Raw genomic sequence first — 13,955 nt, 5'->3', positions numbered from 1 at the left:
CTAAAATTTTGGATAAATTAATCGCATACTTTTTTCTGTACTTTGTGCTTTTTGAATTTTTTCAAAATCGCTAGCTGACCAACTTAGTTCAAAGAATTCAGCATCATCATCATTCAAAAAATCTAACAAATCACTTTGACCATTGTCTAGTACAATTTGTAAATAGTTAATAAATGCTGCTGCCTCTGAGCGTTCCCAACCCGATTTCCCTTGAAAGGGTAATGTTGTTAAATACTCTTTTTCAACTTCCTTTGAGTCAAAACGTTCTTCATCATAGAGTAATATAGCATCCCCAAATGAAATAATGGGTAATTCTGAGTTAACACCTTCAATATCAAGAATTGCTTGTTGTGACTTATTCTCAGCATAAAATGTGAGATCTACTGTAAATGTATGATCCTTTTTCTGCCAATCTAATACAATATCACCATCAAAATCAATTTTTGGTAATTCCTTCTTTAAATAATCAAACAATGTTTCTTGTGCCATACTATCACCTCATATTTTAAATAAATTTAAATTACATCAAATTTTGTTTAGTTCTCAAAGTTTATTATAAAGCATTGCATTCATTCATGCATTAATTAAAGAGGAAAACGATAACAATTTATCGCTTTTTTTGGTAAACTAAGGTTATTAAAATATTGGGGAGGTTTTATTTATGGGAAGAAAGAAAATGATTTTGGATTTAGACACTGGTATTGACGATGCATTGGCTATTGCCTATGCTCTCGCTAGTACCGAAATTGATTTAATTGGTATTGTAGGTTCTTACGGTAACCTGCAAATGCTAGCTGGTGTTCAAAACAGTTTGAACTTACTTAATTTATTAGGTGAATCAAATATTCCAGTTTATCTCGGTGAGAAACATTCAATCACGACTCAATCTTTTGATACTTTAGAAATAAGCCAAGAAATACATGGTATGAACGGTTTAGGTGACATAAAAATCCCTAAATCAAGCCAACCATACGCCTCAGAATCTGGAATCGATTTTATTATCGATTCTGCACATGAATTTCAATCAGATTTAATTATTGTGCCTACTGGTCCATTAACGAACTTATCATTAGCCATAAAAAAAGATCCTAAAATTGAAACATTAATTGGTAAAGTCGTTTTAATGGGTGGTGCTTTAACAATCCCTGGAAATGTAACTGCCGTTGCTGAAGCAAATATTAATCAAGATCCAGAAGCCGCAAATGAAGTATTCCAAAGTAAATTGCCTATTACAATGGTAGGTCTAGACGTAACACTTAAAACACTTTTAACAAAAAAAGAAACAGAGCTATGGCGTGAAATTGACAGTCCATCAAGTCGAGCTTTCGCCGATATTGTTGATTACTATATTAACGCCTATGCAAACCTAAAAACAAATTTAGACGGCTGTGCTTTGCATGACCCCTTAGCTGTTGCCGTTGCTATAGATGCATCTTTAGTCACTACTTTACCTATCAATATGAAAGTTGACACAGAAGCGCCTTTTTCTGGACGTACAATCGGTGACGAGACACGCCTAAATTCAAATCAAGCAACAACGGTTGTCGCTGTTGCCGTTGAAACCGAAAGATTCTTATCGACTTTTATGACACGTTTATCAACTTTATTTTCAAAAAATTAAATTTAACGGAGTTTACTTATGCAATATCTCGGTCCATTCATTCTTTCCATTTGGTTTATTATGACCACTATTATTTATATTTCTACATTTACGAAAAAAAAACGTCGAAAATTTTCATATAAGTCACTTTTTTTTGGCTCGTTAGCCTGGGAAAAAAATAGTCGTAACTGGCTATTGATACTGGGACTTTTTTCGCTTATTAGTTTAAATCCTATTACAGATACATTTATCTTTTTGATGATACTTGGTGGTTACATTGCTGTTACCTCATGTTTAAACTTATTCTTACATCATGGTAATCGCCGTCAAACTATTCTAATCATTATTCTTTCCTTCTTTTTAATTTTAGCAGCATTCTATCCTTTATTATCAAATTTTAAATAAGTAAAGATAGTTGCTTTAAATTAACTCAAAGACGATAATGTAAGCGTTAACTGTAATTTTAATAAACTTTATTATTCATACTACTATTTATTCAAGGGAGATCACTATGCCACATATAATCGGTGTTGATATTGGAACAACAAGCACGAAAGCAGTTTTATACGATCTTAAAGGTACCGTAATTGAATACGCTAATATTGGTTACTCACTTTATCAAGAAGAAAATGGGATGGCTGAACAAGATCCTGATGAAATTTATGCTGCTGTAACAAAAGCAATCACTGAGGTCAATAAAAAAGCGAACTTACGCCCCACTGATTTAAAAGGCGTTTCATTTTCAGCTGCCATGCACAGTTTAATTCTACTTGATAAAAATCATAAACCGTTAACTAGATCGATTACTTGGGCTGATAACAGAGCTAGCAAGTGGAGTGATGATTTAAATGAATCAGGTGTTGGTCATGAAATTTATCTCAAAACTGGAACACCTATTCATCCTATGTCACCATTATCAAAACTAATTTGGTTAAAGAATGATAAACCAGATTTATTTAATCAGGCAGCCTATTTTGTTGGTATTAAAGATTATATTTTATATCAATTATTTGATCGACTTGTTATTGATCATTCTTTAGCGTCAGCTACAGGCTTATTCAATATTTTTAATTTAGATTGGGATAAGCAAGCATTATCTGTAACTGGTGTCACACCTGAACAGTTACCAGAACTAGTTGAAACAACGTACCAACTATCCGGACTAAATACTGAATTTTCTAAAATAACTGGTATCCAACGTGATGTTCCTTTTATTGTTGGTGCAAGTGATGGTGTTCTATCAAACCTTGGTGTTAATGCTATCGAACCGGGTGTTGCGGCTGTCACAATTGGTACGAGTGGTGCCGTTAGAATGGTTATCGATCACCCTGTTACAGATCCTAAAGGTAGACTATTCTGTTATGCGCTCGCCAAAAATAAATGGGTCATTGGTGGGCCAGTTAACAATGGCGGTATCGTCTTCCGCTGGTTGCGCGATGAGATATTTACACCCGAAAAAATTACTGCTGAACAAATGAAAATTGATCCCTATGAAGTCATCACTCAAATTGCAGAAAAGGTTCCTGCCGGTTCCGATGGACTCCTCTTCCACCCCTATCTTGGTGGCGAACGGGCACCACTCTGGGATGCTAATGCTAGAGGTTCATTCTTTGGTTTAACACGTCAACATACACGTGCGCATATGGCTCGAGCTGTACTTGAAGGGATCGTTTTCAATTTAGACATGGTCATGTTAGCACTAACTGAAATTGCTGGGAAACCCACTAGAATCCAAGCAACAGGTGGTTTTGCCCAATCATCTTTATGGCGACAATTATTAGCCGATATTTTTGAACAAGAAGTTACAATTCCTGAAAGTTTTGAAAGTTCTTGTCTTGGCGCAGCTGTCTTAGGAATGCAAAGTTTACATTTAATTGCTGATCTATCTGCTGTTGAAAATATGATTGGTTCCATGCATGTCCACCAACCACAAAAAGAAAACTTTGAAGTATATCGTGAGCTATTACCTATATTTGTTCGAGTAAGTAGGTCATTAAGCGCTGAATATAAAAATATTGCTGATTTCCAGCGGAAACATTATCATCAAATCTAGTTTCATTGGGGGAAAGTTACTATGCCACTTTTAATTGTTTTTATTGGGATTCTCTTTTTACTTTTATTAATCATTAAATTTAAATTAAATACATTTGTTTCATTAATTATCACATCATTTGTTGTTGCCATTGGATTAGGGATGCCTTTAGATAAAATCACGACTTCTATCGAAAATGGTATTGGTAGTCAATTAGGTCATTTATCCTTAGTCTTCGGTTTTGGTGCTATGCTAGGTAAACTGGTTGCTGATTCAGGTGGTGCTTATCGGATTGCGACTACTTTAATTAACCGATTTGGTCGAAAATGGATTCAATTAGCAGTCGTACTTGCATCATTCATTATTGGTATTGCATTATTTTTCGAAGTTGGTATTGTTTTATTGATCCCAATCGTTTTTGCGATTGCTACGGAATTAGGAATTTCAGTTTTATATCTTGGGATTCCCATGGCAGCTGCACTTTCAGTTACTCATGGCTTTTTACCACCTCACCCCGCCCCAACTGCAATTGCATCAGCACTAAATGCTAATGTAGGGATGGTTCTTATTTACGGATTACTATTAGCTATTCCGGTAACATTGATTGCCGGTCCACTTTTCGCTATGATTGCAAAAAAATATATTCCTTCGGCATTTAAGCAAAAAGGAAATTTAAGCGCATTAGGAACACAAAAAGAATTTAAACTTGAAGATACACCTAGTTTTGCAATGAGTACTTTGACATCTTTATTTCCCGTTGTAATTATGGCTATTTCAACAGTTTACGACATGATTATTAATAAAGGGATAACACCAAAGAACCCTAACTCTATAGATTCCTTTTTCATGTTCGTTGGGTCTCCTGGCGTTGCCATGCTGCTCTCCCTTCTGTTCGCTATCTATTCAATGGGTATTGCCCGAAAGATCCCAGTCAAAGATATTATGGCTTCTCTTGAAGTTGCCATTAAACAAATTGCAATGCTACTCTTAATCATTGGTGGTGGAGGTGCATTTAAGCAAGTTCTTGTTGATGGTGGTGTCGCAGATGTTATCTCAAGAATGTTTGAATCCTCATCGTTATCACCATTATTGTTAGGCTGGTTAATTGCTGCACTTCTTAGAATTTCTCTTGGTTCTGCAACAGTTGCTGCATTAACAGCTGCCGGTCTAGTCAGTGGTTTAATAGCTGGGTCAGGCGTTGATCCTGCATTAATGGTTATCGCCATTGGTTCAGGTAGTTTAATTGCATCTCACGTAAACGATGCTGGTTTCTGGATGATTAAAGAATATTTTGATCTAACCGTTAAAGAAACACTCGCAACGTGGACCGTTCTTGAAACAGTCGTCTCTGTTTCAGGGCTCGGTGGTGTTATGCTTATTAACTTATTCGTATAAATTAATAAAAGGCTAAGTTATTTTAGATAACTTAGCCTTTTATTATGTTGTTAAATTTAGACATGTGTTAAAATAGACACCATTCTAAATTGAAATTATTGGAGGCAATATTATGGATTCACTATCTGCTATCTTATTATTACTTGGTGGCGTGGTTATCGCAAATGTGATTGCTGTTAAGTTTCCAAAAGTTCCACAAGCTTTTTATCAAATTGGTATAGGATTAGCGCTTTCTTTATTACCAAATTTCCAACATTTCGAACTTAACCCAGAATTATTTTTTATGATAATCGTTGCACCTATTATTTTCAATGAAGCCCAAAATACATCTAGAAGAGCATTAGCTAGAAATATTTTAACGACGCTTTCATTAGCCATCATTTTAGTTGGTGCAACAATAATTGTCACTGGGTTTTTAGTTCACTCAGTCTTACCTGATTTATCACTTGCCTTAGCATTTGCGTTAGCAGCGATTGTCACACCCACAGATACAGTAGCAGTATCTTCAGTGACAAAAAATTTACCGATTCCTGAGTCAATGATGAATATATTGGAAAATGAATCCTTGTTTAATGATGCATCTGGTATTGTTGGTCTTAGTTTAGCATTAACTGCTTTCTCTTCAGGTACTTTTTCTATGAACGAAGGTCTAAGTGCTTTTAGCACATCATTTTTTGGTGGACTCTTAATTGGTGCATTTTTAGGATTAGTATTCGTTAAAATAAGGTTAACGTTACTAAATTGGCACATCGAAGATACAGCAATTATGATTCCAATTGAAATAATAACTCCTTTTTTAATTTATTTTATATCTGAAGAATTAGGTTGTTCAGGTATTTTAGCAGTCGTTGCTGCCGGTTTAATTCATGGTGTTCAAAAAGATCGTTTACGGTTATCTTCAACTAAATTACAATTTATATCAAGTAGTATTTGGAAAGTACTTACAGATGCTTTAAATGGGTTTGTTTTTGTAGTTCTAGGTTTAACATTGCCTACTGTTACCTCGGATTTATTAAAAAGCTCAGGATTTAATTCACTAATTTTACTTGTTATTAGTATTGGTATTTACTTTATTATGACACTAATGCGTTTTCTATGGTCCCACTTCCTATTAAAAAATTTATCAACAAAAGACGATTTTACATTTGCCCTAAGTGGAATTCACGGAACAATTACACTATCCATGGCATACTCATTACCATTAGTAACTGTTTCAGGAATTGAATTCCCTATGAGAAATGAAATCATTTTTATAGCTGCATTAGTTATATTAATTAGCATGTTAGTTCCTACTTTCCTACTACCGCACTTAATTACCAAAAAGAATGAGATTACTATTTTAGAAAATATTGGTGAAATTCGTTCTAAGATGGTTATTTACACTGTTGAACAACTTAATGTCACAAATATTCCTAGTCCAGAAAGACAAACAGTAATTGAAACGCTATATAACCAACAAAATTTTTTAAAACGGCCTAAAAAGAGTGATTTTTATGACCTATTAGAAAAAACACAAGAAATTGAAGAAAATATTTTGCATGAATTATTATCGAGTGGTCAGGTTTCTGAAAAAACTGGTTCTTGGTACGAAAAGTATCTTGCTACAACTTATCAATCAACCCGTGGATTTTCACTTAAACATCTCATAATACACTTGAAATTCTATTCACTTCATTTATTTAAACATTTTGCTATTAAGAAAGGCGAAAAAGCGCTATCTCAGGTTACTGAAAATCAAAAAAATACTTTCAAAAAATATTATAATAATACAAAAGATGACTTTATTTTAATGGAGGAATCTAGTTATCAGGCAGCAATTACTTATTTAACCTCTATTACCACTGTTGACAATTCAATGGCCGTTACTCTGGTTAGACAATTTTTATCAGTTAGACACAGAAGAATGTTTTCAAATGAGACTGAACTTATCTTACAAAATAATATTTTTATAAATGCCTTTCAATTAGAATATAATTTTGTTCAACTTCAATTAGAACAAAAATTAATCACCCCTGCAACGGCAAATCTGTTAAGAGAACAAATTTCATACGATGAGATGGTTTACATGCAAAATAATGAAGCATACTTATCATAAAAAAAACGACAACCAGACTTTTCCGGTTGTCGTTTTTACTTATTTTTTCTTAGATTCTTCATCTTCATCAATTTTCAAGACTGCCATAAATGCTTCTTGTGGAATCTCAACATTACCAACTTGTTTCATTCGTTTCTTACCAGCTTTTTGTTTTTCCAAAAGTTTCATACGGCGTGTTCGATCTCCACCATACAATTTAGCTGTAACATCCTTACGGTATGCTTTAATATTTGTTCTTGCAATAATTTTTTGTCCAGCAGCAGCTTGAACTGGAATTTCAAACATTTGGCGCGGAATTAATGATCTTAATTTATTGACGATACCTTTTCCACGTTCAAAAGAAAAATCACGATGAACAATAAAACTCAATGCATCAACTGCTTCACCATTCAACAAGATATCAACTTTAATTAAATCACTTGGACGGTAACCCTCTTCTTCATAATCCAGGGATGCATATCCACGTGTATTAGATTTTAATTTATCAAAGAAATCAAAGATAATTTCTGATAAAGGCATATGATAAATAATATTTACACGGAATTCATCTAAGTAATCCATCGTCTCAAAAACACCACGTTTTTTTTGACAAAGTTCCATGACTGCTCCAACATATTCATTAGGTACCATAATACTTGCTTTCACATAAGGTTCGTTAATTTGCTTAATTGATGATGGTTCTGGCATTTCAGAAGGGTTAGAAACAATTATTTTCTCACCATCAGTTAAATCAACATGATAAATTACAGATGGTGCCGTTGTAATCAAATCTAACCCAGATTCACGTTCTAACCGCTCTTGGACAACATCCATGTGTAATAACCCTAAAAATCCACAACGGAACCCAAATCCTAGTGCTTGTGACGTTTCTGGTTCAAATTGTAAAGCAGCATCATTTAATTGTAATCTTTCAAGTGCCTCACGTAATTCATTATATTTTGAATTATCTACGGGATATAACCCACAATAAACCATAGGATTAATTGCACGGTAACCATCTAGTGCTTCAGTTGCTGGATTGTCAGCTGAAGTTACTGTATCACCAACTCGTGTATCTCGAATATCTTTAATTGCCGCTGTAACATACCCAACATCTCCGGCCATTAAAAAATCACGATTAACTGCTTTGGGTGACATAACCCCAACTTCAGTCACTTCATATTTTTTCTTACTATTCATTAATTCAATTGTGTCGCCAGGTTTTACAACACCGTCAACCACCCGAATACTCAAAACAACGCCACGGTAACTATCATAGATTGAATCAAAAATTAAAGCTTTCAATGGTTTTTTTAAATCACCATTTGGTGCAGGAATTTTCGTTACAATCTGTTCCAGCATCTCTTCAATACCAATACCATTTTTAGCACTTGCCAGAACGGCATCAGAGGCATCTAATCCGATAACATCTTCAATTTCTTTTTTTACCATTTCAACATTAGCAGATGGTAAGTCAATTTTATTAATAACTGGTAAAATCTCCAAATCATCATCAATCGCTAAATAAACGTTTGCGAGTGTCTGTGCCTCAACACCTTGAGCAGCGTCTACAACAAGTACAGCACCTTCACAAGCCGCCAAACTCCTTGAAACTTCATAAGTGAAATCAACATGTCCTGGTGTATCAATTAAATGAAAGATATATGTTTCACCATCTTTAGCAAGATAATGTAATTCAACCGCATTTAATTTAATTGTAATTCCACGTTCTCGTTCAAGATCCATCGAATCGAGTAATTGATTTTGCATCTCACGTTTAGTAACTGTATCAGTCATCTCGAGGATACGATCCGCAAGTGTGGATTTTCCATGATCAATATGTGCTACAATCGAAAAGTTTCGAATATGTTTTTGTCTATCTTGCATTTCTTCAAAATCCATTAATAGCGTCCTACTTTCTTGTTTCTATCTCTTCTGATTATAACAATCAACGCTACTAAACACAATTACAGTTCGCATACAAAAAAATAGAATCATCTTAGAAGACGATTCTATTTTTAACTTTATTTCTTATTTTTAAATTGATCTTTTAACTTATCAAATAAATTACCTTCGCCAACAACGTTTTTACCGCTAGCTGTAGCAAATTCTTTCAAAGCATCTTTTTGTTCTTTTTTAAGATTACGAGGTGTTTCAATATTAACCGTCACTTCTTGATCACCATTACCCTTACCATGTAATTTAGGCGCACCCTTATCACGTAATCTGAAAGTCGTTCCAGTCTGTGTTCCAGCGGGAATCTTCATTTTTACATCTCCATGAACGGTTGGAACCGTTACTTCGTCGCCCAATGCAGCTTGGACAAAGCTAATTGGAACATCAATGTAAATATCAGGACCTTCACGGTCAAATGTGCCACTAGCCTGAACTCTAAAGATAATGTATAAATCTCCATAAGGTCCACTATTTTCACCAGATTCACCTTGTCCTTGAAGACGCATCTGTTGACCATCTTCAACACCAGCAGGAACAGTTACTTTAACTTCATGTCTTTCATCAATATGGCCTGATCCATGACATGTATCACATTTTTCTTTAATCTCTTTACCTGTACCATGACAAATATCACATTCTTGTTCAGTCATCATGTTTCCAAGTGGCGTACGACGCTCAACTTGGATAGTACCTCGACCACCACATTTATGACATGTAATTGGAGAAGTTCCAGGTTTTGCTCCAGAACCAGAACAAGTAGCACATAGACTTTTACGATTGTATTTAATTGTTGATTCTTTACCAAAAACACCTTCATTAAATGTCAATGTCATCTCGTATTGCAAATCACGACCTGCTCGTGGAGCGGTTGGATCTTGGGAAGCACCACCACCGCCGAAAAATGAACTGAAAATATCTTCAAATCCACCGCCGCCAAATCCACCTTGTTGTCCTTGACCACCAAATCCTCGGTAAGCACCACCTTGAGACCCAGCTGAACCATATTGATCGTATTCAGCTTTCTTTTGTGGATCACCAACTGTTTCATATGCTTCAGTGATTTCTTTAAATTTATCTTCGGCACCAGCATCCTTATTAATATCCGGATGATATTGTTTAGATAACTTACGATACGCTTTTTTTATTTCTTCAGGTGACGAATCTTTAGTCACACCAAGTACATTATATGGATCTTTGTTCTCTGCCATTCCGTACCTCCGAATAACCTTTTTGGTTTTTATTGCTCTAAATAGGATAACATGTCTAACATGAAATAAAAAGCCAAAGTCCCAAAGGCCTTTGACTTTCTATCACACTCAAAATTTAGTAAAGATTACTTCTTATCTTCAGGGTTAACTTCTTCGAAGTCACCATCGACAGTTTCATCTTTAGGGTCTTTAGCCGTGCCTTCAGCACCAGCTTCACCTTGAGCTTCTTGTGCTTGTTGATACAATTTAACAGTTAAGTCTTGAACAATTTTATTCAATTCATCTTTCTTAACTTTCATATCTTCAACATTGTTATCTTCTTGAGCTTTCTTCAAAGCATCACGAGCATCTTCAGCAGATTTAATTTCTTCTTCAGTTACTTTACCTTTTAATTCTTCCAAAGTTTTATCAACTGAGAATAATAATTGATCAACTTCATTCTTCAAATCAACTTCTTCTTTACGTGCCTTATCTGCTTCTTCGTTTTCTTTAGCTTCATTAACCATGCGTTCGATTTCGTCTTCTGCAAGACCACCTGAACTCTTGATTGTAATTTTTTGTTCTTTGTTTGTGCCTAAATCTTTAGCAGAAACGTTAACAATACCATTTTTATCAATATCAAATTTAACTTCAATTTGAGGGATTCCACGAGGTGCAGCAGGAATATCATTTAATTGGAAACGGCCTAATGTTTTATTATCAGTAGCCATTGGACGTTCACCTTGTAAGACATGGATATCAACGGCAGGTTGGTTATCTGCAGCTGTTGAGAACGTTTGTGACTTGCTTGTTGGGATCGTTGTATTACGATCAATTAACTTAGTAAAGACGCTACCCATTGTTTCAATACCCAATGAAAGTGGTGTTACATCAAGTAAAACAACATCCTTAACATCACCAGTAATGACACCACCTTGAATTGCAGCACCAAGTGCAACAGCTTCATCAGGGTTAACTGATTGGTTAGGTTTGTGATCTGTTTCTTTTTCAACTAATGCTTGAACAGCAGGAATACGTGTTGAACCACCAACCAAGATAACTTGATCAATATCAGCATTTGTTAATCCAGCATCTTTTAAAGCATTTTGAACTGGAATACGTGTACGTTCAACTAAGTCTTGTGTAAGATTATCAAATTTTGCACGTGATAATGTTGCTTCTAAATGTAAAGGTCCAGCAGCACCGGCTGTAATAAATGGTAAGCTAATTTGTGCACTAGTAACACCAGATACATCTTTTTTAGCTTTTTCAGCAGCATCTTTAAGACGTTGCATTGCCATTTTATCTTTTGATAAGTCAATACCATTTTCTTTTTTGAAGGTCTCAACTAACCAGTCCATGATTTTTTGATCAAAATCATCTCCACCAAGTTTAGTATCACCGTTTGTTGATAGTACTTCAAAGACACCATCACCTAATTCAAGGATAGAAACATCAAATGTACCACCACCTAAATCGAATACAAGGATTTTTTCATCTTTTTCAGTATTTTCAAGACCATATGCTAAAGCAGCAGCAGTAGGTTCGTTAACAATACGTTCAACTTCTAAACCGGCAATTTTACCAGCATCTTTTGTAGCTTGACGTTGTGAATCGTTAAAGTAAGCAGGAACTGTAATAACAGCTTGTGTTACTGATTCGCCTAAGTAAGCTTCAGAATATTCTTTGATGTATTGTAAAATCATAGCAGAAACTTCTTGTGGTGTGTATGATTTTCCTTGAATATCTACTTTGTAGCCTTCTTCTCCCATGTGACGTTTAATTGATGCAACAGTATCAGGGTTTGTGATTGCTTGGCGTTTAGCAACTTCACCAACTTGAGTTTCGCCATCTTTAAATGAAACAACAGATGGTGTTGTACGATTTCCTTCTGGGTTTGTAATAATTTTTGCTTCTTTACCTTCTAACACAGCAACAGCTGAGTTAGTTGTTCCTAAATCAATTCCTATAATTTTTGCCATAATTTATCTACCTCTTCTTATATTATTATTGAGCGACAACGACCATTGCTGGACGTAACACTCTATCTTTTAATTTATATCCTTTTTGAAGGACTTGAACAATTGTATCTGCTTTTTGATCATCAGAAGCTGGAACTGTTTGAACTGCTTGGTGAACATTTGGATCAAAAGTAACGTCATCAGTTGCAATTTCTATAACGTCATTATTAGTTAATGCTTTTTGTGCATCTTTATAAACTAATTCAATACCTTTTTTAAGTTGTTCGCCACTCTCAGTGTCAACCTCAATTGCCAATGCTCGTTCCAAATTATCGATAACTGGTAGAACATCTTTAGCTAATGATTGCCCGCTATACTTTAAGAGTTGTTCTTGTTCTTTCTTAAAGCGTGTATTCATATTTGCCATTTCGGCTTCTGCTCGTAAATATTTATCTTCCATTGTGTCTAAACTAGCTTGTAACTCAACTAATTTATCTGCATCAGAAGGCTTTTTACTAAATTTTTCTTTTACTTTATCAGTAACAGAACTTTTTTTCTCATTTTGATTAGTTGCTTCACTAGACTGATGTTGCTCTTGTGTAACATCTTCTTCAACTAAATCTTCTTTGGCATCTTTAACCACACACAACACCCCTTTTCTTATTTATCAAATTGTTGATAATAATCTAACAATTTTTTAGCAAGCTCATCACTAAATGCATCTAATAAACCAATCATTTTTGAATATGGCATATTTGTAGGACCCAATAATGCGATAACCCCTTGACCATGGTCACTAACATCATAACTAGCTGATATAAGACTATAGTTATCAAGTAATTGGTTCGTTAATTCCTCACCAATTTTAATTTGAATAGGTTTACCTTGAATTCCAATTAATTCACCAATATTCTTGTTATTTGATGTGTCTACTAAATCATATAATGATTTTAATTCATCCACGTTACTATCGGTAGCAAAATCTAATATATTAGATTTACCGCCAACAAAAACTTGTTCACGTGCTGCCTGCTTTAAAATATTACCAAAAATATCTAAAATACCAGCTGGCCTACGCATATAATTAACCAACATAACTGGGATACTTGTTCTTAACTTCTTAGAAATTTCAGCTAATGACAACCCAATTAATTGGTCATTCAACAACCTTGTTACGGCTTCTAAATCTGATCCGTTAATCGATTTAGGAATACTGAATGTCTGATTCTCAACAACGCCACTACTCATCACAAGAATAGCCATAATTCGATGATTTCCTAATGGTACTAATCGAAAACCTTCGAGACGACTTTCCATTGTTTCAGGTCGTAAAGAAATCGCTGTATAATTTGTTAAGTCCGAAAGAATCTTAGTTGATTCTGCAAATATTTCATCAATCTTTTGAAAATGAACACCAAGAGAATTTTGAATATTCGCTAATTCCGCTGCTGGAACAACGCCGGGTTTAACAATGTGATCAACATAATATCGATAACCTAAAAATGAAGGAATTCTACCAGAAGAAGAATGTGTTTTTTTAATTAACCCATTATTTTCCAATGTCACCATTTCATTTCTGATAGTTGCTGAACTTACATGCATTGGTAAAAAATCAACGACCGATTTAGAACCAACAGGTTGACCAACCTCTGTATATACTCTGACAATTGCTTCTAACACTAACATTTGTCTTTCTGTTAGCATGATCAATCACCTCTTTTTAGCACTTAACACAATGGAGTGCTAAGAC

The 13,955-nt window shown here is 34.7% G+C and carries 11 protein-coding genes; 5 read left to right on the top strand and 6 right to left on the bottom strand.

Annotated features, from left to right (window positions below; translation table 11 throughout):
- Nucleotides 1–489, bottom strand: coding sequence for a DUF3013 family protein (locus AC1RPK_RS02070; protein WP_481761368.1), 489 nt, complete (start codon nt 487–489; stop codon nt 1–3).
- A gap of 172 nt (nt 490–661) precedes the next feature.
- On the opposite strand from AC1RPK_RS02070, the gene AC1RPK_RS02065 reads away from it, so the two are divergent.
- The 5 genes from AC1RPK_RS02065 (at nt 662) to AC1RPK_RS02045 (ending at nt 7,122) form a co-directional block, all read left to right on the top strand.
- Nucleotides 662–1,621, top strand: coding sequence for a nucleoside hydrolase (locus tag AC1RPK_RS02065; protein WP_481761369.1), 960 nt, complete (start codon nt 662–664; stop codon nt 1,619–1,621).
- Between the two features lie 60 nt (nt 1,622–1,681).
- The gene (locus AC1RPK_RS02060) at nt 1,682–2,005 is read left to right on the top strand and encodes a hypothetical protein (RefSeq protein WP_481761370.1); all 324 of its coding nucleotides are present in this window, start codon (nt 1,682–1,684) and stop codon (nt 2,003–2,005) included.
- 106 nt (nt 2,006–2,111) lie between these two features.
- A complete protein-coding gene (gntK, locus tag AC1RPK_RS02055) occupies nt 2,112–3,653 on the top strand; it encodes a gluconokinase (protein ID WP_481761371.1) in 1,542 nt (513 codons plus the stop codon).
- A gap of 21 nt (nt 3,654–3,674) precedes the next feature.
- Nucleotides 3,675–5,027: a gluconate:H+ symporter gene (locus AC1RPK_RS02050; RefSeq protein WP_481761372.1), complete on the top strand. Its 1,353-nt coding sequence runs from the start codon at nt 3,675–3,677 to the stop codon at nt 5,025–5,027.
- Between the two features lie 112 nt (nt 5,028–5,139).
- On the top strand, nt 5,140–7,122 hold the full coding sequence (locus tag AC1RPK_RS02045) for a cation:proton antiporter (protein ID WP_481761373.1): 1,983 nt from the start codon (nt 5,140–5,142) through the stop codon (nt 7,120–7,122).
- Nucleotides 7,123–7,161: 39 nt separating this feature from the next.
- Here the strand turns inward: AC1RPK_RS02045 and lepA are convergent, their stop codons facing one another.
- The 5 genes from lepA to hrcA all read right to left on the bottom strand — a co-directional run bounded on the left by lepA (nt 7,162) and on the right by hrcA (nt 13,909).
- Nucleotides 7,162–9,003 (bottom strand): translation elongation factor 4, encoded by a 1,842-nt coding sequence (gene lepA, locus AC1RPK_RS02040; RefSeq protein ID WP_481761374.1) that lies wholly within the window; start codon nt 9,001–9,003, stop codon nt 7,162–7,164.
- Between the two features lie 122 nt (nt 9,004–9,125).
- Nucleotides 9,126–10,265 (bottom strand): molecular chaperone DnaJ, encoded by a 1,140-nt coding sequence (dnaJ, locus tag AC1RPK_RS02035; RefSeq protein WP_481761375.1) that lies wholly within the window; start codon nt 10,263–10,265, stop codon nt 9,126–9,128.
- Between the two features lie 125 nt (nt 10,266–10,390).
- Entirely contained in the window at nt 10,391–12,226 is a 1,836-nt protein-coding gene (gene dnaK / locus AC1RPK_RS02030; protein WP_481761376.1) for a molecular chaperone DnaK, read from the bottom strand.
- A gap of 25 nt (nt 12,227–12,251) precedes the next feature.
- Nucleotides 12,252–12,848, bottom strand: a complete 597-nt coding sequence (gene grpE / locus AC1RPK_RS02025) for a nucleotide exchange factor GrpE (RefSeq protein WP_481761377.1) — start codon at nt 12,846–12,848, stop codon at nt 12,252–12,254.
- Between the two features lie 17 nt (nt 12,849–12,865).
- Nucleotides 12,866–13,909, bottom strand: a complete 1,044-nt coding sequence (gene hrcA, locus AC1RPK_RS02020; RefSeq protein ID WP_409022460.1) for a heat-inducible transcriptional repressor HrcA — start codon at nt 13,907–13,909, stop codon at nt 12,866–12,868.
- Between the last annotated feature and the right edge of the window lie 46 nt (nt 13,910–13,955).

The sequence above is a fragment of the Dellaglioa sp. CoH-55-MRSF-6 genome (assembly GCF_056782215.1).
Note: the sequence above shows the minus strand (reverse complement) of the source record. Positions and strands in the feature narration are given on the sequence as shown.

What these genes read in the sequence shown, in the direction of transcription:
- lepA (WP_481761374.1), bottom strand. Translation starts at nt 9,003, where the DNA reads ATGGATTTTGAAGAAATGCAAGATAGACAAAAACATATTCGAAACTTT.
- AC1RPK_RS02065 (WP_481761369.1), top strand. Translation starts at nt 662, where the DNA reads ATGGGAAGAAAGAAAATGATTTTGGATTTAGACACTGGTATTGACGAT.
- AC1RPK_RS02060 (WP_481761370.1), top strand. Translation starts at nt 1,682, where the DNA reads ATGACCACTATTATTTATATTTCTACATTTACGAAAAAAAAACGTCGA.
- dnaJ (WP_481761375.1), bottom strand. Translation starts at nt 10,265, where the DNA reads ATGGCAGAGAACAAAGATCCATATAATGTACTTGGTGTGACTAAAGAT.
- hrcA (WP_409022460.1), bottom strand. Translation starts at nt 13,909, where the DNA reads ATGCTAACAGAAAGACAAATGTTAGTGTTAGAAGCAATTGTCAGAGTA.
- AC1RPK_RS02045 (WP_481761373.1), top strand. Translation starts at nt 5,140, where the DNA reads ATGGATTCACTATCTGCTATCTTATTATTACTTGGTGGCGTGGTTATC.
- dnaK (WP_481761376.1), bottom strand. Translation starts at nt 12,226, where the DNA reads ATGGCAAAAATTATAGGAATTGATTTAGGAACAACTAACTCAGCTGTT.
- AC1RPK_RS02070 (WP_481761368.1), bottom strand. Translation starts at nt 489, where the DNA reads ATGGCACAAGAAACATTGTTTGATTATTTAAAGAAGGAATTACCAAAA.
- AC1RPK_RS02050 (WP_481761372.1), top strand. Translation starts at nt 3,675, where the DNA reads ATGCCACTTTTAATTGTTTTTATTGGGATTCTCTTTTTACTTTTATTA.
- gntK (WP_481761371.1), top strand. Translation starts at nt 2,112, where the DNA reads ATGCCACATATAATCGGTGTTGATATTGGAACAACAAGCACGAAAGCA.